Here is a 22,301-nt window from a genome sequence, read left to right as displayed (position 1 = left end):
TGTTTGTTGTCGTTTGGAATCAGTGAATCACGTGCAGTTCGTAGCGCGCGTCCGAGCGGTCATCGATCGCATCGCGCGTGCAGAGGAACGCGTCCCAGCCAAGCCGCGAGCCCGCCCCGAGCACGCTTGCGCCAACCTCGGTGCGCTTCAGCACGAGCTTCACCTCGTATTCGAGCGTGACGCCGGCGAGCAGCGTCAGCATCCGTTCGAGCGCGATAGCCTGCGCGCCGCCGGGCAGGAACGCCTCGTAGTCGCGCTTGGACAGCGGGCCGACGACGATCCGCGCGCGCATGTCGCGCTGCCACACGCGTTCGCCGACGAGCGCCGTCGCGCCCAGCACCGCGTTGACCTCGCCGAGCACGCTCAACTGGTCGGGCGGCACGTCGTACCACTTGCCGACGAACTGGTCGATCTTCACCGGCACGCGGAAATAGTCGGACAGCGCGCGCTGCAGGTACGCGGCCGACATCGGCCGGTGCCGCGCGGCCAGCGCGTAGCCGGCAACGGCCTCGTCGAGCACGCCGCCGACGCCGGCCGCGAGGCTGTCGCGCACCTCGTCGCTCGGCACGCCCGCGATCGCGAGCAGCAGCGGCAGGTAGCGCTCGTCGCGGTCGAGTTCGTAATGGAACGGCAGCCGGTATTTCTTCCACGCCGCATAGAACAACGCGGTCGCGCGGTTCGAGAACACGTCGAAGAACGCGCGCGCCGCATGGTCGCGCTTCAGGTACTCGCGCGCGACGATCTGCTCGGTGTAATGCAGCGGCAACGCGCCCTGCCCGCCGAGCAGCCCGAAGAACGCGGGCGTCAGCTCGACGTGGCCGAGTTCGCCGGCCGCGAGCGCGGCACCGCGCTGCTCGCCCGAGTCGAGCAACGCGCCGCCGTCGTCGAACGAGCGCACGCCTTCGATCTCGCTCGGCGGAAAGCCGAGCGACAGCGTGTTGCGGAATTCGATGCGCTGCGCGACCACGTCGCCCTGCCGCCATGCGCCGGGCGCATCCGACGCCTGCCGCGCGAACAGCCCTTCGAGCACGCGCACGGCCTGGAAGAACTCGAAGCGGTGCGGCTCGTCGAGCAGCGCGTCGACTACGCCAGGATCGATTCGCCGGTCCGGGGCTTGCATCGGATGATCTCCTCGCCGGTGCGCTTCGACACGACGACTAATTGAACGAAACTGTTGAGATGGACGTAGAGCCCGAAGAAGCTGTCGAGCACGCGCACGAACGACGCGAGGCTTGCCCCGACGAAGTGCTCCTCGTCGATCGTCAGGCGGATCTCGATGCCGCGCACGAAGGTCGCGAACGGCTTGCCGGGCAGCCACTGCACGGCGCCGCGCTGCTCGATGCCGGCCAGCCCGTCGATCTGGCGCATCGACACGGCGGTGCGCCGCAGGTCGTACAACGTCAGCATTTCCTTCAGCGGCGCGAGGCCGTGCGCGACCAGCGACACGTGATTGAGCGCGAGGTGCGACACGAGCCGCCAGTGCGCGGCGCGGCCGCGCTCGAAGCGCACGCTCTGCGTCGGGCGGCGCAGCAGCGAGATACCGCTCGTCTGCGCGCCGCCCTCCTGGAACAAGTCGCCGCCCTCGAGGCCGAACGCGAGCATCGCCGGCAGGTCGCGGTTCGTGCAGGTGAGGTCGAGGCTCAGCGTGTCGGTCTGCGGCGACGTCGGCTCGAAATCGATGTCGACGATCGAGATCTCGGTTTCGTATCCGGGGCTCTTCTGCGCAACCCAGTCGTTGCGGCGCGCGAACCAGTAATGGCCGATCCGCGCCGATTCACCGTGGTGCAGCGAATAGAACGGCCGGAACTCGATCACCGATTCCTCGTGCGCCTGCTGCCTGACGAGCTTCACCGAGTCGATCGAGTACACCTCGTACGCGAACGCGCGCCGCGCCTCGGCGATCACCGGGTAGGACACCGCGCGGTGCGTGATGCGGATCGGCTCGCCGTGCTGGCGGAACAGGTTGACGATCGGCGTGCAGAACAGCCGGAAGTGGCTCGCCGTCAGCAGTTCGAGCAGCCGCGCGACGTGCGAATCGCTGCGCACGTCCTGCAGCACGAGATGCAGCGTCGCGCGCTGGCAGCGGCCCGACGCGCGTGCAATCGCCGCGAGATCGAAATCGACGAAATCGAACTTGTCGGGGAACGCGAAGTATTCGGTGAGCAGGCGATACGCGGGATGCGATTTCGCCGGGTAGTCGATCAGCGCGTCGTCCTCGTCGAAGCCGGCCTGCGCGATCGGCAGCTTGCGCAGCGCGGTCCAGCGGCCGTTGCGTTCGGGCTCGACATACGCGCCGAGCACGTTGACGAACAGGCAGTCGGTCAGCGCGGCGACGAACGACTGCTCGCCGTGCAGGTGCGCGCGCAGCGTCGGCAGCTTCAGTGCGCCGAGATCGAGTTGCGCGGCGAGCGATTCGAACGTGATCGAGATCACGCCCGTCGCGTTGGACGGCAGCACCGTCGCGCTCGGCGCGAGTGCGACCGGCATGTAGCGCGCTTCCGAGATGCGGATCGGCGCGAGCGTCACGTCGTAGGCGGTGCGGAACCGGCACTGCACGCCGCGGATCGGGCGGCTCTTCAGCTCGGTGCCGCGATCGATCACGACCGGTTCGGTCTGCTGGCCGGGCGAAGCCGGCGTGAACTGCGCGATCGAGCACGACGGAAACGGCCGCAGGTAGTGCGGATACAGCACTTCCAGCAGCGCTTCGGTGAATTCGGGGTAGTCGTCGTCGAGCTTCTTGTTGATGCGCGCGCCGAGCAGCGCGAACGACTCGATCATCCGCTCGACGTGCGGATCCTCGCAATGCTCGCCGGACAACGCGAGCCGCGCCGCGATCTTCGGATAGCGTTCGGCGAAATCTCGCGAATAGCGCCGCAAAAACGATAATTCGCGCTCGTAATACGGCAGCAATTCTTCCATCGACGACCCCGAACCTCAATATTTCCTGCCGGACCATGATCCACCACCGGGCGGTCCGGCCCGCTCGGCGGCTTGATTTACTGCATTCTTGCAGCGCGTGCGCGCGTGACCGAATACTGGAGCGTCGACGGCTGCAGCATCGCGTCGAAACTCACCGGCTCCTCGGCCGGGTGCACGACGAGCAGCGCCTGGATCGCGAAATAGAGCGCGTTGGTCGCCTGCTCGTTCAGCTCGAACGTCACCTGCACCTGCTGCAGGCGCGGCTCATGGCGCGCAATGGCCTGCTGGATCGACTTGCAGATGAACGCGCGGTCGTAGTGACTCGCGAGGCTGAGCCCCGCGAAATCGTTCAGCCCGTAGGTCAGCACCGATTTCTGGCATTCCGGCAGCGCGGCCAGCTCGTTCTCCGTGTGCGCGATACGGGAGTTGAGGATCGCCTCGACGTCGCGGGCGACCGTGGTCTTGAGCTCGTCCAGCGACAATTGCCGCATCGCTGCCGAGGCCGGCAGGTGCGGTTCGTCGTCGAACAGCTTGTCGAGAAAACTGGGTTCGAATCGTTTCATCGGCCTCGGCCGGTATGCACAGCGAAAACGGCAACGGGACGCCGCGCGCCCCGTTGCCGCAACCGACCTTAGACCGCGTAGGTCTTGTCGTTCTTCGTCAGACTCCAGGCGCCCTGCGTGTTACCGCCCTGATTGCCGCCGATCTTCTGCTGGGTTTGCTTCCACTGCACGGCTGCATACTTCAGCGAGAACGTCTCGAGCGGCAGACCTTCCTCGCGGACGCTCGGGGCGATGCTCGAGATGATCACGTACTTGAGCTTGACTTCCAGATACTGCACGCGCTTGCCTTCACCGTCTGCGCGCGAGAAATGGACCGTCACCTCGTCGAACGTGGTGCCGCCCGAAGCGTGCTGGTACAGCAGCGGGCTCGACGAATCGATTTCCTTCGTGAAAATCATGTCGCCGTGCTCGCAACGCGTCATCGTATGACCGCCAGCGGTCGATGCGGTTGCCGAACGCGGCTGAACGATCGAGTGATCCCACGATTTCAGTTCGACCCAGCCCTGATGGTCTTTGTCCGCGGATTCGCCCTTCACCGCCGGACTACCAAACTGCAAGTGCATATGTAACATGGCCCTTCGACTCCCCAAAGAGGTGGTTTTAACGTCCTACCCAGGCGGCCCGCCCGGGCGATTTACTCGCTTATGAATTTGCCGGTTTGGGCAGATCAGCGACAAGTCGCAGAGAAATCGAGAGTTCGTCGAGCTGAAAGTGCGGACGCAGGAACGCGACCGAACGATACGAGCCCGGCTTGCCCGGAATCTCCGACACTTGTATGGATGCCTCGCGCAGCGGGAATTGCGCTTTCTGTTCCTGCGAGGCATTGTCGTCGAGCAGGACGTACTGCGAAATCCACCGGTTGAGGAAAGTCTCCACGTTCTGCGCCGATGCAAAGCTGCCGATCTTGTCCCGCATCATCGCCTTCAGGTAGTGCGCGACGCGCGATACCGAGAAGATGTACTGAAGCTGGGCGGACAGGACGGCGTTCGCATTCGCGCTGTCGGTGCTGTATTTCTTCGGCTTCTGCACCGACTGCGCAGCGAAGAACGCGGCGTAATCTGAGTTCTTGCAATGGACGAGCGGGATGAAGCCGAGGTCGCTCAGCTCCTTCTCGCGGCGATCGGTGATCGCGATCTCGGTCGGGCACTTCAGCGCAACTTCGCCGTCGTCGGTCTTGAACGTGTGGGTCGGCAGGTCCTCGACGAGGCCGCCGCCTTCGACGCCGCGGATCGCCGCGCACCAGCCGAAGTCGTCGAACGCGGCCGTCAGGCGTGCAGCGAATGCCCACGACGCGTTGCACCACAGGTACTTGTCGTGATCGGTGCCGTCGACGTCCTCGACGAAGTTGAAGTTCTCCGCGGTCTGGCCGTCCTTCGGATTGAACGGCAGGCGGCCGAGGAAGCGCGGCAGCGTCAGGCCGACGTAGCGCGAATCTTCGGCGTCGCGGAACGACTTCCACTTCGCGTATTCAACGGTATCGAACACCTTGCCGAGATCGCGCGGCTTGCCGAGGTCGGAGAACGACTCGAGGCCGAGCAGCTCGGGCGACGCCGACGCGATGAACGGCGCGTGCGCGGCCGCCGCGACGTGCGACATCTGCTCGATGAAGTACATGTCTTCCGGCTGGCGCGAGATCTCGTAATCGCCGATCAGCGCACCGAACGGCGAGCCGCCGAACGTGCCGAATTCCTCTTCGTAGACCTTCTTGAACAGCGCGCTCTGGTCGAACTCGCTCGCGCCCTTGAAGTCGCGCACGAGGTCGCGCTTCGGTGCGTGCAGCGCCTTGATCTTGATCGTCTGGCCCGTGTTGCTTTCCTTGACCAGGTAGTCCATCCCGCGCCACGTGCTTTCGAGGCGCTGGAATTCCGGCGCGTGCATCACCGCGGAAAGCTGCGTGGAGATCAGGCGGTCGAGTTCCGCGACGCGCGCGTCGATCGTGGCCGACAGGTTGTCCGACACGATCACCGTGCCGTCGAGCACCTGGTGCACGAGTTCGCCGATCAGGTCCTTCGCGCGCGCGTGCTCGGAATCGGATTTCGCGACCTTGCTCTTCTCGACGATGTCGTCGAGCAGCGAAGTCCCGGCGGCGTATTCCGCGCCGCTTGCTTGGGCCGCAGCCGTTTGCTGGTTCATCTCAACACTCCGTCGTCATTCGCCGTCTTTGTCGCCGCCGGTGCCCTTCGCGAGCTCCTGCAGCTGCTGCGTGTTCTTCAGCACCTCGGACAGCAGATCCTCGAGCTTGTCGTTGCCGGCGAGCTTGTTGCGCAGGTCGGCGAGCTTCGAACGCGCCTCGAGCAGGCGGCGCAGCGGCTCGACCTGTTCGACGACATCGTCCGGGCTGAAATCCGACAGCGAGCGGAACTTCAGGTCGACCGCGAACTTGCCGCCTTCCGGGCTCAGGCGGTTTTCCACCTGGAACGCGGCGCGCGGCTCGATCGCCTTCATCACGTCGTCAAAGTTGTCGCGGTCGATATTGACGAACTTGCGGTCGCGCAGCTTCGGCTGCTCGATTTCGGACTGGCCCGCCAGATCGCCGACAACCCCGACGACGAACGGCAGTTCCTTCACCTCGATCGCGTCGCCCTTCTCGACCTCGTAGGTCAGTTGGACGCGCGGCGGCCGTATTTTCTGCAAGCTTTTCTGAATGCTTTCTTTCTTGGCCATCGACGGCTCCCAGGTTAGTTGTGGTTATCGCGTCAGTTGCGCAGCGCGCTGAACGGATCGGCACCGCCTTTTTGCGGCGTGGTGGGCGGCGGCGGCGCGGTGGTCGCGGCCGCTGCCTCGGCGGCCGGTGCAGCGCCGCCCTTCGGACGATGGACGACCCGGCGCGGCGAACGCGGCTTCACGACCTTCGCCTCCGGCGGGAACAGCGCCGATTCGCCCAGCGTATCGCGCAGTTGCTTCGCGAGCGCTTGCGCATCGGACTTCGCGTCGCCCGCGAGCGACGAATCCTGGCGCAGCTCGCCGAGCGACTGCGTCGCGATCCGCAGGCCGGCGACGGCCAGCACGCTCTTCGCCTGACGGTCGGTCGCGTCGCGCTGCAGTGCTTCCTGGGCGGCGACGATCGCCTGGCCGTAGTGGTTCTGTGCGAACTGGATTTGCGCGATGCGCGACCACGGTTCCTCGCGCGTCGGATCCGACTTCGCGAGTTGCTGGTACAGGCCGAGAGCCTTGTCCTGGTCGCCCGCCTTCGCAACGGCGTCCGCATCGGCCAGCGACTTGTTGAACACCTCGGCAGTCGGCGGCGCGGGGGGCTGGCTCGCACAGCCGGCGATCACGCCGCAAGCCACCACTACCCCAGACAGTTTTGCGAAGAGACGGTCTTTCATCGTTATATCCACCGGCGCGTGAGTTTTAAAATCGTTGAGAATCTGGTTCTTTTGCTTTGCATGAAGCGCGCGGGTATAGTACCGATCAATTTTTCATAATTCAATCGCCGTGTGAAGAGTAATTCCTTTTAAAACCGGGCGCTACCCCCTCGAATGGCCTCTCGCTGCGGGCTCGCAGCGATTTTTCGTTCGACCGGAATGCGCAAGTTTTACTGGCCGTGCGATGCGTCGCCCGGACGGCGGAAAAAATTTCCGGATGCCTGCCACGACGCAGGCGTGCTTAATAGTTGAACAGTGCAACGCCGGGGATACGCAGCGAACGCGAAAATACCCGGCAGTTTTGACAGGGATAAAGGCGGCACGCCGGAAACACGATGAGATCGTCCATGATTCGCTACGCGCTGCCGCTGGTTGCCTGCGCCCTTCTGGCCGGATGCGCGGCCGCCCCGCTGCTCGGCTCGGCCGCGAGCGCCGTGATGTCGGCCGCCGGCATCGGCAAGCCCGAGCTGCCCGACGCGCAGAAGCCGCCGCGCAATCTCGGGCTCACGCTGGCCGCCGCGCCGAACCTGAATGCCGCGACCGACAACAAGCCGCTCGCGCTCGTCGTACGACTCTATGCGCTGAAGGACCCGACGTCGTTCCAGCAGGCGCCGTTCGACGCATTTACCGACCCGACCAAGGAAAAGGCCGCGCTCGGCGCCGACCTGCTGAACGTGCGTGAAATCACGCTGATTCCGGGCCAGCGCTATACGGCGACCGAGAAGGTATCGCGCGAAGCGCAGGCGTTCGGCATCGTCGCGCTGTTCCGCGATCCCGCACTGCAACGATGGAAATTGACGTTCGATCCGGTGAAATCGGAGAAATCCGGCATAATCATCGGCCTGCATAATTGCGCGATGACGGTCACCAATGGCACCGTCATCGCACCGCAACAGGGTGCGCCTTCGCAACCGCTGAATATGCTTTCTTCGGTCTCCTGCGGTTAAACATGACGCACGAATGTCAATTAACAAGAGTTAACAATTGGCGATTTAATTCGGGCACGAACAAATCGATTACATCGCAACGCCACATTAACCGGATTTGACATGAGTTATTCGGCCAAGGTGCTGTGGGGGGAAGGGCTGTTCCTCCGGCCTCAACACTTCCAGCGACAGGACGCGTACCACGAGGCGCGCCTGTTCGAATCCATCCAGGCGATCCAGCCGTACAACTGGGGCGTGCGCTCGGTGCGCATCGACCGCGACGCGCTCGGCAGCAACGTGCTGCGGGTTGCCGAGCTCGCGCTCGTATTCCCGGACGGCGCGCTGTATGCCGGGCCGCAGGCCGACGACCTGCCGCCGCCGATCGCGCTCGACACGCTGCCCGACGGCATCAACGAGTTCGTGTTCTACCTCGCGCTGCACCCGTTGCGCGAGAACGGCACCAATTACAGCGACGATCCGGCCGCCGGCTTCATGACGCGTTTCGTCAGCGAGCAGACCAGCGTCGCCGACAACTTCACCGACGCCGCCGAAGCCGACATCACGTTCCTGAAGACGCAGGTCAAGCTGATCGCGCACAGCGAACCGCGCGACCAGTTGCTGTCGGTGCCGCTCGTGCGCGTGCGCCGTACCGCGACGTCCGGTTTCGAGATCGACGACAGCTTCGTGCCGCCGTGCCTCGCGATCGAGGCCTCGCCGATCCTGCACCAGCGGCTGCGCCAGCTGGTCGACGCGCTGCAGGCGAAGGTGAACGCGCTGTACGGTTTCCACCGCGAGCCGTCGAAGAACATCATCGAGTTCCGCTCGGGCGACATCGCGTCGTTCTGGCTGCTGCACACCGCTAACGCCGCGTTCGCGACGCTCGCGCACCTGCACCAGCACGCGGCGCTGCATCCGGAGCGGCTGTTCCAGGAACTGCTGCGCCTCGCGGGCCAGCTGATGACGTTCTCGAAAGGCTATACGCTCGCCGACCTGCCCGTGTATCGCCACGACGATCCGGGCCCGAGCTTTGCGCGTCTCGACCTGATGCTGCGCGAGTTGCTCGACACCGTGATCTCGACGCGTTACTTCGCGATCACGCTCGACGAGGTGCGTCCGTCGTTCCACCTCGGCCGCCTCGATTCGGGCAAGATCGACGACAAGACCGAGTTCTATCTGGCGGTGTCCGCGGACATGCCGAGCGTCGAACTCGTCGATGCCGTGCCGGCCCGCTTCAAGGTCGGCGCGCCCGACGATGTCGACAAGCTCGTGCTGTCGGCGATGCCCGGCGTGCGGCTCTCGTACACGCCGCAGGTGCCGCCTGCGATTCCGGTACGGCCCGGCGCTTGCTACTTCTCGCTCGATTCGCGTGGCGCGCTGTACGAGCGCATGCTGCAGGCCCAGTCCGCGATGATCTACGCGCCGACTGGCATCAATGACCTGAAATTCGAACTGATCGCGGTCACATCATGAGCTACGCGCCTTCCCTGTTCGGCGACAACGCGCCGGCACCCATGCATACCCCGGCGTCGACGGACTCCGCGTTCCAGGCCCGTTCGCTGCTCGACCTGCTGTACGACGGGTTCTTCATGCTGTTCCTGCTCAAGAACGGCCGCGAGCCGGACAGCGCGAGCGAATTCAGCACGCGGATCCAGGAATTCCTGTCGGATTTCGAGCGCGGCGCGAAGAAGCTGAATATCGCCGCCGAGGATGTGTACGGCGCGAAGTTCGCGTTCTGCGCGGCCATCGACGAGATGGTGCTGTCGTCGCAGTTCAAGATCCGCACGGACTGGGAACGCCGGCCGCTGCAGCTCGTGCTGTTCGGCGAGCAGTTGGCGGGCGAGAAGTTTTTTCAGTATCTCGAGGAATGCCGCGCTCAGGGTGCGGCACGGTTACAGTCGCTCGAGGTGTTTCATATGTGCCTGCTGCTCGGGTTCCAGGGCAAGTACCTGCTCGAGGGGCCGGAGAAGCTTGCTTATCTGACGGCGCGGCTGGGGGATGAGATCGCGCATATGAAGGGCAAGCGGGCGCCGTTTGCGCCGCATTGGCCGTTGCCGGATCAGATTGCGCATCGACTCAAACGTGAAGTGCCGGTTTGGGCGATTGGGGCGGTGTTTGCGCTGGTCGCGCTGCTCGGGTTCCTCGGGCTCAATACGTATCTGAAAGACAAGACGCTGCAGGCGCTTGCGCCTTATTCGCAAGTGATCAAGGTCGGGCCGGAGTCGGCTAATTTGACGATTTCGTTGCCTTGAGGGGTGCTTTGTAAAAGCGTCGCTTCATGAGGAAAAGGACCGCTGGACGGTCCTTTTTCATTTCGGCGCGCCGTTGTCGGCGGGCGAATCCATCCAGACGTCTTCGTAGCCGTTGTCGTCGATGATGAAGCGCGTGCCGGGTGGCAACCTCAGGTACGACAGAACCAACGGCAGGTACGTCGACAGATGCGCGGCGTGCAGCGGCTGGTAGAAATCGGCCGCGTCCGAATATTCACCGCAATGGAAGAACCAGCCGACGTCATCGCCTTCGGACAGCGTGATGCGCATGCCATAGACGGGCATCCGCCCGAGCGTCGACATGGCGACGGCAACCTTGTACTCGGGTTCGGTGGCAGGCAGACCGTATCGCGCGCACATGGCCTCCTGGCGTTCACGCAACGCAGCCAGATCATCTGTCGTTTTCATTTCGCTTTCTTTCTACCGTGTGGCCCCGCAGCGAAAGAAAAGCGGTGAAATCGTCAGCCACGTGCGCCGTCTCGCCCGTCTCGTGCGACCAGAGAACAACGGTCGGCTCGACCGACGCACCGGCCCGGTCATAGTCGAAGCAATAGTAGTTGCCCGTCCCGAACTCGGCAAACGGCAACAGGTTCGAGAAATCCGCATCCGCGTGGTCAAAGTTGTCTCGCCACTCGCGCCAGCCCTCGTTGTAGTGCCGAACGATCGAATTCCACGTCTTGCGCGGATTGCGCGCGTCGAAGACAGGGAACACGGGAAGTCCGCCGAGCGACCTGCCGTTGTTGAGCAGCAGCCATACCGCGAACGACCGCGGCAACTCGCGGCCGAGCGATGCTTCGGCCGCGTCGATTCCGGCCACGGTCGTGCCGATGGTCGGCGTCTGGGTCATCGGTCGATCTTCCTCCACGCTCGCTGTGGTTGTATCGGCATGTCAGCCGACTTGCCAGCATAGCCCTGGGTCGGCGCCGCCGCATGAGATGAAATAAGCCGCTGCTTGCGCGACCGTCGCGCGATCCACGCAGTCTCGCGCCGGATAGCTACCGCGCTGGCCGCCCGCGACGAGTTCGATCGTTTCGTCTGCCGGTGCTTCGGGTGTCGTCAGGCTTAGCAACGCGGCATCGATATGCGATGCGATGAACACGACATACCAGCCGCGGTTACCGCCGCCGATCGTCATCACCGTTCCGTCGCTCGCCTCGAACGCGACAGTCGAGCGATCGCGGCCGTTCAGTCTGTCGACTGCCGCGATGGCTTGCGTCGTGTTGTCGCATCGCGCTTTCGTCGCGTGCGAGCAATTGCCGATGTACGTCTCCTCGATCACGTTGATTGTGCGCATCGCCCCGGATTCTCAAGTTGCCTGAACAAAAAACAACCCCTCTCCCGCCAGCTTGTCGACAAACAGATAGCCGACCGCATCGCTCAGACCGAAAATGTCGGACCATCCTTCGGGGAAGTCGCCGCCGTACAACTGCAAGGCGAATTCGAATCTCGAATCGATTGCAATGCTCTCATTCTGCAGGAATCCCGGGAAGCCGCCTAACCCGCTCCCTTGAAACGCCCGCTCCGCCAGCTCACCTGCGATCAGCCGCCTCGTCGGTATCGTGTTCGCCTCAAACACTTCGCACTGTCGGTCATGAAAAACGACGCGGGTTGTTCCCTCTCCTTCGATAACGCGCATTTCGGACGGATCGCCGTGATACGTGACTCGATCGAGGAAGTAATGACGCTTCGAGTAGAAGGAAAACACCGAGACAAACTCGTCTCTGCCGCGCTCGATTCCCAGAAAGCGGGCCGGAAATGACGCGATAAGATGAAGAGGCTCGCCAGACGTTGTTGTCGACCAGTTCTCGATGCTCCCGAGCAGGGCGACGCCGCCGACTCTCGGTTCCAACTCGTCACGACGCGAGTCGCCAATCGACAGCACTCTCATCTCTGCCTCCGCAGTCGGACGATCCTTTTCGCCCGATATGCTCACGTTCGGCTCCGCACCATCACGGCTCGATCCACCAGTCGAGCAGCGTTTCATCGTCCGGATCCTCGAAGTTCAGGTAGATGTTTGCGTATTACCACGCGATATCGGTTCTCGCAGTGAAGCCGTCCAATACGATACGAATTCGCTCGCCACCAACCTTTGCCGGAATGGACAGCGCAAGCGAGCCGCCATAGCGACCATCCAGCGTCCCGCCCAGTTCAGTCCCGGCCTCGTGTTCGAGTCGATCGATTTCATCGTGTGGAATCGCGTCGCCGTAGATCTGGATGCAGTAGTTTCCGCCGCGCTTGAACACGATCGCAGATTCTATTGGCCGGCGGCATGTTGGACGACGCATGGAAGCGCAGTGCCCTGCCGTCGTGCCGTTAGCGTATCGTCAGAGCAGGATAAATGCGTCGTTCTCGACGTAGAAGACGAACGCGTCGAGCAATTGCGCAACGCTCGGTTCGTCGACCTGATCGTGCGCGTTGATCACGATGTCCTCGATCGTCACGCTGTCCAATGTGATCTGCCAGCCAGGTTGCGTTGCGATAGCAGGCACAACATCATCTTCCACGTCGGTGGCGTCTTCGGAAAATGCCCCCTCGGTATCGAGCGTCCATGGCATCGGCGGCAGATAGAGCCATCCGGCGAAGTCGCCTGGGCGCTCGAGGATGTGTTTCAGCGATGCTTCGAGCGTGGGGGTGGTCGACATGGGTAGTGCGTTGGAAACTAGGGTGAATGCGGCGCGGTGATCGTGAGATCGCGGCGGCAAGCCGCCCCTCTTCTCCACCACCAACAGCGTAGGCCGCACGTGCCAGTGAATGCTGCAGCGGCTCGTGTCGGCAAGCGACATTATGCCAATTCCGCGCAAATGAGATTGACAAGAGCCACTGGCTGGTCTGCGCGATGCGTATCAATCAAAACGCAATTGGGTCGATTTACCCGCGAAGATCGCAGTCAGTCCCTGCTTCAAGTGCCCCTGCTTGTCGGGCACGCGAACGACTATTGCGACCAATGCAAGCCCTTCCGACCGTGCGGCATCGTGAGACAACTCAGTGTCAGCATCTCTCCACGCAACGAAACCGACTCGATGCCGTCGTGTCCGGCGACACCGTCTTCACCCACTTCCATGTAGTAAGTGTCGAGGCCAAGCACTTCATCCTATTCGTCATCTTCGGTTCCGCGTTGCAGGATGACTGCTACCGCGTCCCCCTTGCTTACGCCATAGACACAATACGGCACATTGTCGACGACATAGAACGATTCATCTCCGCCCCCTAGATAGATTCATATTCCCGCTGGCGATAACCATCCTCGTCATTCTTCAAGTAAAAACAATCTCCCGAAGCTCTCGTATATTTCCTCTTCAGCTATCGCGCGATAGTATGCTCCATATGCGCGACGATGCCACTCGGATTGATTGTTATCCCGAAACGCTAATCCAACTTGATCGAGACGGATGAGTGCGTCAATCACATGCAGCGTCGCGCGAGAGAATGTTCTCTTCTTTCGGACGGTCCCGTCATACAACGTGCCACTCCATCGAATCGACGCACTCAACAGAGATAGCTCCCCCCTTACACGTCCGACACTACGTGCGGGTCCAAAGTGTCGCCGGGCCGGATGTGATTCGCTCCAACTCACCGACTGCGTCGTAATGGAAATTCCACTGAGATTCGCCTGTCCATCCTTTCGAAAATGCCACCGAGCTTAACGGCCTGTGCTCAGCAGAGTACGTGTAGAGGTAGACCGCAAATGCGCCGCCATCCCCGACGGCCACATATACTTTGCGCAATTCATCCAGAGACATCATCCGAGCGACACCCGTTACCCGAGATATGACCTTCTCCGGATGATCAATCCCCTTATAAGTGACACTGCGTACGTCGATTACGCCTTCATTTTCATCATAGAAATCTGCACTCAGCGCCTGAACAGTCTTTTGACCCGGCATTACCGTAACGACATGCTTTCCATCTCGGAAGCCTGCACTATATTTTCCGAGCCAGCGCGCGTCATCGACGCTTTCATAGCGTTTCTTAAGTAGTTTTGGGGAAGAAAAACCTTGTCGCTGCTCTTCATATGGTAGACATGAATAGTAATCCCCCGACGAAAATTTCCAATCCTCTATCGAATCCTTGAGAACAAGGTATCGATCATAGAGATATTTTTTATCAATCGACTCAAATTCCCCTTGAAGAAGAGCCAGGGCATTTGCAATTACCGGCGTTTCCAACAACATTATTTTATCCTCCTAGTCGCAGCAGCAGCCGAATGTTCCTTTCCAACTGCCACTTTCCATTCGTTGCCCGATATCGCGGAGAGCATTTTCGATATTCCCTCCTCTCTTTTCGACACCCTTTAGCACCTGATATATCAACTTGTCATTGTCGCTGCCATGAACGTGCGCACCGGCATGGTAAGTGCCATCAGCCCGCGCGGCTACTCTTCCTGGGTGTCCTGGCACCTGAACTTGGGCATTTCCAGTGCCCCACAACCGAGCACCATTTGGAGCGGAGTCAATGTCTGTATTACCCCGTTCTAGTATTTCCCGTGACTTCTGAACGTGGCTATTTGGTGAGCCCTTACGACAATTCTCCTGAACTATGTGGTGTGCCGTTTGTCCCGGCTGAAGAGGTCTCCCCGCACGAGCAAGGTTACGCCCGAGCTTTTCAGCTGTTAGCCCATAAGGATCTATGCTGTCGATCGGATTGACTGAATACTCATACACGTTTGAGCCGCCCGCCAGTCCGATCGGATCTCTCGAGGCGAATCTTCCGGACATCGGATCATAGTATCGATGTCTGTTGTAGTGCAGCCCCGTCTCCTCATCGACCTGTTGCCCCTGGAACCGCAACGGATTCTTCAGCACGATCCCCGCCGCCTTCGACGTCCGCGCGACCACTTCCCGCGCTTCGCCCCACGCCTTGTACGACGCCTCCCACACGACGTCGCCATAGTCATCTGTCAGCAACTGCGGCGTACCGATCTGGTCGCAGTGGTAATAGAACGGTTTGGCATCCGCCCGCCGCTCCGGCACCTTTTGCAGCGGATCGTCCTCCGGCACATACCGATCGGTGCTCTTCCACTCCGGCGTCGCAATTCCCTCCACCGGCTCCGCCACATACTGCGCCAGCGGCACAAACGTCCCCGGTTCGTAGATATAGTGCGTGCCACATTGGCCATCGCTCTCATACGCCAGCGTGTCACCATCCCACCCGAACACCGTCCGCTCGCCGTTCACCTCCTTCGAGATCCGGCGGCCGAACGCATCGTAGAAATAGCGCGACTGGCTCTGCCGCGACGTTTCCGCAACCCGAGCCGACAACAAGCGGTTGAACTCGTCCCACTCGTATTCCTGTTCCCCGGCCGGCGTACGCTTGCGGATCAAATTCCCGCGCGCGTCGTATTCGAAGTGCATCCCCGCATACGCCTTCAGCAGGTTACCGAGTACTTTCGGCACCTCGATCGGCAGCGTGTTTTCCGGCCTCACCGGACTCGGCCGTGACGCAGGTGTCGCCTGCCGCTGCACGGAATCGACAATATTGCTCGCCGGATCAAACGCAAAGCGCTCCTTCGCAACCGGACTGATCGCCTCGATCAATCGCCCGACCGGGTCATACCTGTAGTCGGTCCCACCCTTGCGGCTGTCCTCGATTCGTGACAGTTGCCCCACCGCGTCATAGCGATAACGCCGCTCGGCGAGTGGCGCAGGCGACGTCGATCGCTGAATCGTTTGTTGCAGCACACGTCCTGCAGGGTCGTAGTGCGTGCGCTGCCCGACCTTGCTCGACAGCATCCGCACCGTCTCGCGATGAAGGTCATCACGCTCGAACTGCACACGCTCCTCGCCATCGAGCAGCATCCCGTGCACATGCCCCGAACCATACATCAGCCAGTCGACCGCATGGCCGTCCGGCCGCACGGTGCGTCGCCGGTTGCCCAGTTCATCGTATTCGTGATGCCAAACGTAGCTGCGCCGCTCCCCGAACAGATCGTAGCCGTGATGTTCGCGCACGAGATTGCCGACCGGATCGAAGAAGAACTGCACGCGACTGTACCGGTTCACCGCATCGATCAGCCGACCGCTCGGATCGTAGGCAAACCGCTCTTCGCTTTCACCTGAAGCACGCTTCAGCAAACGGCCATTTGCATCGAGGTCCGTCGACGTCACGCAGCCCGCTTCGTCAACGGAAACAAGGCTCCCGCTTCCCTGATCGTATTGATAGCGCGTCGACTTCCCGTCGAAGCCGATTTCCTCGATCAATCGCCCCGCCGGGTCGTAGTGAAACTGATAGGTCGCGAAGTTCGCGTCGGTCAACGCAGTCAGGCGACCGAGGCGGTCATAGCGGTAGGCAACAGTCTGCCCGAGCGCATCCGCGCGGCTCGCTATACGGCCGACTGCGTCGTAGCTGTATCTTGTTGAGCGGTTGAGTTGATCGGTATGCCGCAGCAATCGGCCTTCCGCGTCGTAATGCACCTGCTCGACACCGGCAGGCGAACGAATTTCCGTCAATTGCCCGCTCGCGCCGTAACCATAAGCGACCACGCCCCCCGACGCGTCCTTTGCCTCGATCACACGTCCGATATCGTCGTACCGCCACTCGGTCTTCTTGCCGGAACAATCCGTGTAGCTTGTCAGTTGCCCGGCGGCGTTGTATTCGAGTGCTTTCGCTCCACCCTTCGCATCGGTAATTTGCGTCGGCAACCCCTTGTCGCCGTAGGCGTACTTCGTCGTGTGCTCTAGCGGATCAATTTCCTCGACAAGGTTGCCCGCATCATCGTACTTGCGCTGCCAGACATGCCCGTTCGGATCGACGAGCCGGATCATCTGATCCTTGTCGTCGTACGCCATCTCGACGACGCTACCGTCCGCCCGCTCGTGCTGAACCAGATTGCCGCGCGCGTCGTATTCCCGCCGTTCGATGCTGCCGTCCTGCCGGATATGCAGCACCAGATTGTGATGGGCATCGCGCCGGAACCACTCCTGGTTACCGTCCGGATACACGATCCGGTACACGTAACCGTGGATGTTGAAGTAGTACCGCGTCATCTGACCCAGCGCGTCCGTCACGTAGGTCAGACGGATATTCGGATTCCACGCGAGCCGGAGATCGAGGCTGCCGTCATCCGCATATTCACGGATGCACTTCGCGTCCGCATTGTCGTCGGCATCCGCGCCATCCCATTCGAGCGTCATCCCGCGGCCCGTGCGATCGGTATAGCGCGTCACAAGGTGGCGGCGATATTGATAGGTCCGCGCGTTGCCATGGCGATCGACCGCGCGCACGAGGTCGCCTTCCATATCGTATTCGTAGCTCGCCAGCGTACGACGCTTGCCGTCCTTGAACACGTGCTCGATCTGTACGATCCGGCCATGCTTGTCGTGCTCGAACGCCAGCACATTGCCGCTCGCGTCGATCAGACGCGCAAGGCGGTCAAGCGTATCGTAGTCGAGCGTGATCGTGTTTCCGGCGCGGTCCTTCTGCATAGCGAGCCGGAACACGTCGCCACGGCGCTCGTACACATGCAGCACGTCATGACCGTATGCGATCGTCACCCATGTATCGTCGAGCCGTGACAGCGTCAGGTTCTCCGACAGATCGTCGTGCACCGCGCCGGCCGCGAGTGCCGGATAGTCGATGCTACGCCCCTCCGCATCGCGATAGATCCACTGACCGCTCTTGATGTCGATTCGCGTCGTATATGGCGTGATCCATCGCGCACCCAGCTCGCCGTTGTCATAGGCAGAGAGCCGGGAGCGATACGTACGCTCCCAAACGAGCGGCAACGCGCCCGGCAAGTCGAAATCTACGTGCGAGAACATCTCGTCACCGAACGCGAAATCGATCGATGCCGGCGATGCCCCGAGCCCGCATGCCTTGCACGCGCTCTTCCCTGGCCCTTCGGCCGGCGCTTGCCCGTTGGTTTTCTCCAGCCCTTCCTGCTCCCGCGTCTTCTTCGCCTGGCTCTTCCCGCCCGCCTTGACGTCCGCGCTCTGCTCATGAAGCTTCGCGCGTGCCTTGACGCGCGCCACAGCCTCGATCAACTGCAAGACGAGCCACATCATCTTGCCTTCTTCGCTACCCGCCAGCGAACGGATCGACGTCGCGATCTTCGGCGCCTCCGTCCGAAGGAATGTCACCGTGCCGCGAAACGGCTCGAGCCAGGCATCCGGCGCGAGCTTCGCCATCGTGCCTGCCGTCTTGTTGACGACCTTCTTGCCGAGCGCCTTGGTGCCCTCGTACGCGAACTGGATGCCGTCACCGACCCGACTCGGGCTGTACCACGGCCGATTGTCGGCCATCTTCTTCGCGATCTGTTGCTGGCGTTTCAGATTGGCGTTGGCATCGAAGAGCTGCCCGTGCAGCGCCTTGTCCATCCCGGTCGCCAGCGCGATCATGAGCTCCTCGGATTTCGATGCACATCCGTCGAGCAGTTCGACGAGGCCGGCCTTCAGCTTGTTGAGAAAATCCTCGATCTCGGTCGCGCAGGTCGCGTTGATATGCGTGACCAGCACGGAGATGATCGCCGCGCCAAGATTGTTGCGCGTCATCAGCAATTCGTGACGAACGAGCGCGAGCAGCGGACGCGCCGACATCCGGAACGGCGCGAGCGTCGGCGGAATCGGAATGATGCCGAGCAGGTTGATCGCGAGGCTCATGTAATCGAGCACCTGACCACCGCGCTTCTCGACGATTTCGGCAATATCGCCAAGCGCGTCGACCATCGCCATGATGTTGCCGACGATCGGCACGGCACCGGCAAACGTCTTCACGTCCTCGAACGTGATGTGGTTGCCGCTGATCCGGCGCAACCACGCATCGAAGCGGTTGCCGACTGCGGCGACGTCCTTGGGGGAAACATCACTGAGCCAGGTTACGGCCTGTTCCTTCTCGGCGCCCGGTGGAAGTTGTTGTGCCATATCGTTGTTCGTTCAAGTCGCGATTTAGTTGTTCTTGACGGCTGATGCGCCGCCCTCTCAGGATTTCAGCGGTCCGCCAAACCCGCTCGTCGGCAGCTTCATGCCGGTCGCACCGGCTGCCGATGCCACAGTCGTCGCGCCCTTGCCGGCGATCCCGGCAACACCCGGCAACGCACTCTGCAGCGCCCCGGATGCCGCATTCGCAGCCGGCGCGGCCAGCGCCGCGAGCCCGCCCTGGCGTGCAGCCTGCACCATCCCGGCCACCTGCTTCGCGGCACCGCTCAGGCTCGAGGCCGTCTGCAACGCCGACGCCACACCCGCCCCGCCGAGCGCACTCGCCGCAGCCGGCAACGCGGAACTCGCCAACCCGCCCAGCGCTGCGCCCGCGCCACCGCCGCTCACAAGTCCCATCGCAGCGGTCGACGCAGCAGGCGTCATCCCCTGCAACTGGCTCGCAAGCTGCCCCGTCGCCGCAGCTTGCGCGGCCTCGGGCGCGGGCGTGACCGGCTCCACCGGCCACTTCGCCTGCTTGAAATAGTTCGCCGGCTGATCCGACTCGCGCGGGTCCTTCCCGAACTCGACGCGCACCGCACCGGGCGGCAAGCCGCTCACGACCGTATAGCCGCTGTTGTCGAGCGCGCCCTTCTTCAGCACCGCACCGTTCACGTCCTTCACCGTGAACAACCCGCCCTTGACCGCCTCGCCGTTCACGTACTTGTGAAACAGCTCCAACTGCCCCGGCTGATCCGGCCTCGGACTCGGCAACGGATACCCCATGCTCGCCGGCCCCGCGAACGTATGCGACGCGCCCTTCACATCCACCGCACCCGGCGTATGAATCTCGATGTTCCCGCCTTGAATGCGGATATACCCGCCGCCGCTCGTCAGCAGAATCCCCTGATCGGCCGCGATCTCGATCCGGTCCGTCGCCGACACGATCTTCACCGCCTTCTGCGCGGTCACCTCGACGTTGTCCGACTGCGCCTGGATCTCGACCTTGCCCTTGCCCGCGAACAGCTTCATCCCTGCGTTCTGCACGAACAGGCTCAGCTTCTGCCCGATGCTCGCGATCAGCGACTTGCCCGCCGCAACATGGACGCTTTGCCCGCTCGCGACGTTCACGTGATCGTTCGCGACCACATGCACCGTCTGCTGCGTCGACATCCCGATCCCCGACGGGCTACCGAACAGCATCACGGGTTCCTTGAATGCATTCGCGCTGCCGGTCCCGCCGCCTGCCGTGCGTCCGCCGGACGCGCTGCCCGATGCACTGTCCTGCGTCGCATCGGTGAACGCGCGCATCGTGTCGTGCGCGTCCTTCAGGCTTTCCGCCTGATGCTGCTCGCTTACGCCCGACAGCGCTTCGACAAGGCTCTCGCCCGTCACGAGCTGCTGTTGCGCCTCTTTCACATCGAGCGGCTGGCTGTTCGCCGACTTCGGATGCGTGGTGACGTACAGGCCCTGGCTCGCCCGCACCGCACCGTACGCATCCGAACGCAAGTCGAACCCGCTGCCGAGATACGATCCGCGCGAATTGGCGTTGTGGTCGATGATGTAGCCGAGATGCAGCAGGCTGTTCGCGCTGCTGCTCATCAGCTGCACGCGGTTCTGCCCGGTCGCGTCGTCCATCACGAGCTGGTTGTAGCCGCCGCCCGAATACTCCTTCGACCGATACCCGGACAGGATCCCGTCGGTATGCCACTGCGGCTGGTTTGCGCCGTTGTACACGCGCCCCACCGCAAGCGGCCGGTCGCAGTCGCCGCCGACATAGTCGATCAGCACTTCCTCGCCGATGCGCGGCACGTGCACGCCGCCATAGCCGCCACCGGTATCCGACTGCACGACGCGCACCCAGCACGACGCATTCTCATTGCCGGGATTGAGTCGGTCCCACACGAACTGCACGCGAATCCGGTTGAGGTCATCCGTATAGACCTCTTCACCTTGCGGCCCGACGACGATCGCCGTCTCGAGATGCATCTCGGGTTTGTGATGCTCGAACGGGCTGCGATACGGCACGTTCACGCGTTGCGCCTCGACTTCGACGAGATAGAAGCCGGCCGACCCGTCGTCGTGCGGCACACGAAACGCGGGATCTGCGCCGTAACCTTCCTGTGCCTGCGTCAACGCCTCGCGCAGGCTGTACGGGAAGTCCGCGCTGTCGCTCGCGACGGGCAGGTTGTTCTCGATCCACCACGCCACGTCGATCGCGGCGAACTCTCGTTGATCGGCGGGATCGCGATCGTGTTCGGGATGATCCGACAGCGTGAAGCGCCGGCCGGCATCGATGGCACGCACGCCACCCGCACCGTGGAAGCGCTTTGCCTGCGACTCCCATTCCTCCATCTTCACCTTCGTCAGGTGGTCACCACGCGTCTGGTCCAGATACGTGTATGCACCCGTGTACTCGTAGACTTCGAGCTGGTCGGGCAACTCGCCCTGACCGCCCATCGTCGGCAGCGACGTGCCTTTCGGGTTCGACGGCTGCGACGGATTCTTGTAGTCGAACGTCCGAGTTGTGCGGGTCACGCTCTGCAGCGTGCGCGAGCCCGACCATTGCGTGAACGCGTCGGCCTCGCTTGCCGCGCCGCCGTGATAGAAGCGCACGGCCTCCGGCGACAGCGGCGCGAACGCCTGCAGGTTGTCGGTGATGACGAGCGTGTGCGATTTGCCATCGTCGGCCTGCTGCCATGCGCAGTAGAGCCCCTCGTTCTCCATCAGCCGATGCACGAAATGCCAGTCGGTGTCGTGCTGGCGCGTGTACGAGCGGCTCGGCAGCGGCTTCGACAGCGCGAAGCGGAAATGGCCCTGCGCCTGCGGATGCTTGTTCAGCACGTCGGAGATGATCTGGTCGACGGTCGTGTCATTCCAGAGCCGCTGATCGCGACGGAACTTCAGGAAATGGGTGAAATCGGCGAGCGTGAGCTGATAGGTCGTGAGCCCGCCGTCGGCGCCCAGCCGGCGCGCGGTATGCACGTACCCGTTGATCGGCCGATAGCTGCGATCGCCCTGCTGAATCCACAACGTGACGGGCTGCGCGATCAGCTTTTTAAGCTCCAGATCGCTATCGGTCGACAGCACGTCGAGCGTGAATTCGTACGCCCGCCCGATGCGCGACCGGCCGACCGCGCGCTGCACGGTCAGGACATTGGCCCCCAGCGGCGTATCGAGCTTCAGCAACCGGTCCTGCTGAAGCAACCCGCCGCGCAATGCGGCTACAGTGTTCTGCATGTTCATGACAACGGCCTTTTCTTCTTTTGACGCGCCCTCGGATGGCGCCGGCATTGAATTCCGCTCGCGCGATTTTACAGACAAATTACGGCACGAACCCGAAATATGACCTGATTTAAAAGAGCATTTCGGGTGCGAACGGAAAATATCCGTGCGGGATCGGCAGGCCGAT

Annotated in this window: 19 protein-coding genes; 3 read left to right on the top strand and 16 right to left on the bottom strand. The window is 62.4% G+C overall.

The window, feature by feature from the left end:
- Positions 1-19: 19 nt before the first annotated feature.
- From tssG to CUJ89_RS02235, 7 genes are all read right to left on the bottom strand, one after another.
- Complete coding sequence (tssG, locus tag CUJ89_RS02265) at positions 20-1,120, bottom strand: type VI secretion system baseplate subunit TssG (RefSeq protein WP_114175881.1); 1,101 nt, start codon at positions 1,118-1,120, stop codon at positions 20-22.
- Entirely contained in the window at positions 1,084-2,919 is a 1,836-nt protein-coding gene (gene tssF, locus CUJ89_RS02260; RefSeq protein WP_114175879.1) for a type VI secretion system baseplate subunit TssF, read from the bottom strand. Before tssF ends, tssG begins: the two co-directional genes overlap by 37 nt.
- A gap of 77 nt (positions 2,920-2,996) precedes the next feature.
- A complete protein-coding gene (tssE, locus tag CUJ89_RS02255) occupies positions 2,997-3,482 on the bottom strand; it encodes a type VI secretion system baseplate subunit TssE (RefSeq protein WP_114175877.1) in 486 nt (161 codons plus the stop codon).
- 68 nt (positions 3,483-3,550) lie between these two features.
- Complete coding sequence (locus CUJ89_RS02250; RefSeq protein ID WP_114175875.1) at positions 3,551-4,054, bottom strand: Hcp family type VI secretion system effector; 504 nt, start codon at positions 4,052-4,054, stop codon at positions 3,551-3,553.
- 70 nt (positions 4,055-4,124) lie between these two features.
- Positions 4,125-5,615 carry a type VI secretion system contractile sheath large subunit gene (gene tssC / locus CUJ89_RS02245; protein WP_059236457.1) on the bottom strand — a complete coding sequence of 497 codons (1,491 nt, stop codon included), beginning with the start codon at positions 5,613-5,615 and terminating at the stop codon, positions 4,125-4,127.
- Between the two features lie 15 nt (positions 5,616-5,630).
- Positions 5,631-6,146 (bottom strand): type VI secretion system contractile sheath small subunit, encoded by a 516-nt coding sequence (gene tssB, locus CUJ89_RS02240; RefSeq protein WP_069619456.1) that lies wholly within the window; start codon positions 6,144-6,146, stop codon positions 5,631-5,633.
- 32 nt (positions 6,147-6,178) lie between these two features.
- Positions 6,179-6,811, bottom strand: a complete 633-nt coding sequence (locus CUJ89_RS02235; protein ID WP_114175873.1) for a tetratricopeptide repeat protein — start codon at positions 6,809-6,811, stop codon at positions 6,179-6,181.
- 374 nt (positions 6,812-7,185) lie between these two features.
- Between CUJ89_RS02235 and tssJ the strand changes: the two genes are divergently transcribed.
- The 3 genes from tssJ (at position 7,186) to icmH (ending at position 10,025) form a co-directional block, all read left to right on the top strand.
- Positions 7,186-7,797, top strand: coding sequence for a type VI secretion system lipoprotein TssJ (gene tssJ / locus CUJ89_RS02230; RefSeq protein WP_114175871.1), 612 nt, complete (start codon positions 7,186-7,188; stop codon positions 7,795-7,797).
- 102 nt (positions 7,798-7,899) lie between these two features.
- Positions 7,900-9,246, top strand: a complete 1,347-nt coding sequence (tssK, locus tag CUJ89_RS02225) for a type VI secretion system baseplate subunit TssK (protein ID WP_114175869.1) — start codon at positions 7,900-7,902, stop codon at positions 9,244-9,246.
- Positions 9,243-10,025 carry a type IVB secretion system protein IcmH/DotU gene (gene icmH / locus CUJ89_RS02220; protein ID WP_114175867.1) on the top strand — a complete coding sequence of 261 codons (783 nt, stop codon included), beginning with the start codon at positions 9,243-9,245 and terminating at the stop codon, positions 10,023-10,025. The genes tssK and icmH overlap by 4 nt, the downstream gene beginning before the upstream one ends.
- 57 nt (positions 10,026-10,082) lie before the next feature.
- Here icmH and CUJ89_RS02215 read toward each other — a convergent pair whose 3' ends face one another.
- The 9 genes from CUJ89_RS02215 to tssI all read right to left on the bottom strand — a co-directional run bounded on the left by CUJ89_RS02215 (position 10,083) and on the right by tssI (position 22,135).
- Positions 10,083-10,451 (bottom strand): hypothetical protein, encoded by a 369-nt coding sequence (locus CUJ89_RS02215; protein ID WP_114175865.1) that lies wholly within the window; start codon positions 10,449-10,451, stop codon positions 10,083-10,085.
- Positions 10,435-10,890: an SMI1/KNR4 family protein gene (locus tag CUJ89_RS02210; RefSeq protein WP_114175863.1), complete on the bottom strand. Its 456-nt coding sequence runs from the start codon at positions 10,888-10,890 to the stop codon at positions 10,435-10,437. Before CUJ89_RS02210 ends, CUJ89_RS02215 begins: the two co-directional genes overlap by 17 nt.
- Positions 10,891-10,932: 42 nt before the next feature.
- Positions 10,933-11,337 carry an Imm1 family immunity protein gene (locus CUJ89_RS02205; RefSeq protein ID WP_114175861.1) on the bottom strand — a complete coding sequence of 135 codons (405 nt, stop codon included), beginning with the start codon at positions 11,335-11,337 and terminating at the stop codon, positions 10,933-10,935.
- 12 nt (positions 11,338-11,349) lie between these two features.
- A complete protein-coding gene (locus tag CUJ89_RS02200; protein ID WP_152036577.1) occupies positions 11,350-12,027 on the bottom strand; it encodes a hypothetical protein in 678 nt (225 codons plus the stop codon).
- A gap of 37 nt (positions 12,028-12,064) precedes the next feature.
- A complete protein-coding gene (locus tag CUJ89_RS02195; RefSeq protein ID WP_161556523.1) occupies positions 12,065-12,286 on the bottom strand; it encodes a DUF4265 domain-containing protein in 222 nt (73 codons plus the stop codon).
- Between the two features lie 81 nt (positions 12,287-12,367).
- Positions 12,368-12,685, bottom strand: coding sequence for a hypothetical protein (locus tag CUJ89_RS02190; protein ID WP_114175855.1), 318 nt, complete (start codon positions 12,683-12,685; stop codon positions 12,368-12,370).
- Positions 12,686-13,564: 879 nt separating this feature from the next.
- Positions 13,565-14,215: a hypothetical protein gene (locus CUJ89_RS37580; RefSeq protein WP_152036576.1), complete on the bottom strand. Its 651-nt coding sequence runs from the start codon at positions 14,213-14,215 to the stop codon at positions 13,565-13,567.
- A gap of 12 nt (positions 14,216-14,227) precedes the next feature.
- Positions 14,228-18,898 carry an RHS repeat-associated core domain-containing protein gene (locus CUJ89_RS02175; protein WP_114175848.1) on the bottom strand — a complete coding sequence of 1,557 codons (4,671 nt, stop codon included), beginning with the start codon at positions 18,896-18,898 and terminating at the stop codon, positions 14,228-14,230.
- Positions 18,899-18,955: 57 nt separating this feature from the next.
- Positions 18,956-22,135: a type VI secretion system Vgr family protein gene (gene tssI / locus CUJ89_RS02170; RefSeq protein ID WP_114175846.1), complete on the bottom strand. Its 3,180-nt coding sequence runs from the start codon at positions 22,133-22,135 to the stop codon at positions 18,956-18,958.
- Between the last annotated feature and the right edge of the window lie 166 nt (positions 22,136-22,301).

Origin of the sequence: Burkholderia pyrrocinia (assembly GCF_003330765.1) — a bacterium.
Taxonomy (GTDB): Bacteria; Pseudomonadota; Gammaproteobacteria; order Burkholderiales; family Burkholderiaceae; genus Burkholderia; species Burkholderia pyrrocinia_B.
Note: the sequence above shows the minus strand (reverse complement) of the source record. Positions and strands in the feature narration are given on the sequence as shown.

What these genes read in the sequence shown, in the direction of transcription:
- tssG (WP_114175881.1), bottom strand. Translation starts at nt 1,120, where the DNA reads ATGCAAGCCCCGGACCGGCGAATCGATCCTGGCGTAGTCGACGCGCTG.
- tssF (WP_114175879.1), bottom strand. Translation starts at nt 2,919, where the DNA reads ATGGAAGAATTGCTGCCGTATTACGAGCGCGAATTATCGTTTTTGCGG.
- tssE (WP_114175877.1), bottom strand. Translation starts at nt 3,482, where the DNA reads ATGAAACGATTCGAACCCAGTTTTCTCGACAAGCTGTTCGACGACGAA.
- CUJ89_RS02250 (WP_114175875.1), bottom strand. Translation starts at nt 4,054, where the DNA reads ATGTTACATATGCACTTGCAGTTTGGTAGTCCGGCGGTGAAGGGCGAA.
- tssC (WP_059236457.1), bottom strand. Translation starts at nt 5,615, where the DNA reads ATGAACCAGCAAACGGCTGCGGCCCAAGCAAGCGGCGCGGAATACGCC.
- tssB (WP_069619456.1), bottom strand. Translation starts at nt 6,146, where the DNA reads ATGGCCAAGAAAGAAAGCATTCAGAAAAGCTTGCAGAAAATACGGCCG.
- CUJ89_RS02235 (WP_114175873.1), bottom strand. Translation starts at nt 6,811, where the DNA reads ATGAAAGACCGTCTCTTCGCAAAACTGTCTGGGGTAGTGGTGGCTTGC.
- tssJ (WP_114175871.1), top strand. Translation starts at nt 7,186, where the DNA reads ATGAGATCGTCCATGATTCGCTACGCGCTGCCGCTGGTTGCCTGCGCC.
- tssK (WP_114175869.1), top strand. Translation starts at nt 7,900, where the DNA reads ATGAGTTATTCGGCCAAGGTGCTGTGGGGGGAAGGGCTGTTCCTCCGG.
- icmH (WP_114175867.1), top strand. Translation starts at nt 9,243, where the DNA reads ATGAGCTACGCGCCTTCCCTGTTCGGCGACAACGCGCCGGCACCCATG.
- CUJ89_RS02215 (WP_114175865.1), bottom strand. Translation starts at nt 10,451, where the DNA reads ATGAAAACGACAGATGATCTGGCTGCGTTGCGTGAACGCCAGGAGGCC.
- CUJ89_RS02210 (WP_114175863.1), bottom strand. Translation starts at nt 10,890, where the DNA reads ATGACCCAGACGCCGACCATCGGCACGACCGTGGCCGGAATCGACGCG.
- CUJ89_RS02205 (WP_114175861.1), bottom strand. Translation starts at nt 11,337, where the DNA reads ATGCGCACAATCAACGTGATCGAGGAGACGTACATCGGCAATTGCTCG.
- CUJ89_RS02200 (WP_152036577.1), bottom strand. Translation starts at nt 12,027, where the DNA reads ATGAAACGCTGCTCGACTGGTGGATCGAGCCGTGATGGTGCGGAGCCG.
- CUJ89_RS02190 (WP_114175855.1), bottom strand. Translation starts at nt 12,685, where the DNA reads ATGTCGACCACCCCCACGCTCGAAGCATCGCTGAAACACATCCTCGAG.
- CUJ89_RS37580 (WP_152036576.1), bottom strand. Translation starts at nt 14,215, where the DNA reads ATGTTGTTGGAAACGCCGGTAATTGCAAATGCCCTGGCTCTTCTTCAA.
- CUJ89_RS02175 (WP_114175848.1), bottom strand. Translation starts at nt 18,898, where the DNA reads ATGGCACAACAACTTCCACCGGGCGCCGAGAAGGAACAGGCCGTAACC.
- tssI (WP_114175846.1), bottom strand. Translation starts at nt 22,135, where the DNA reads ATGAACATGCAGAACACTGTAGCCGCATTGCGCGGCGGGTTGCTTCAG.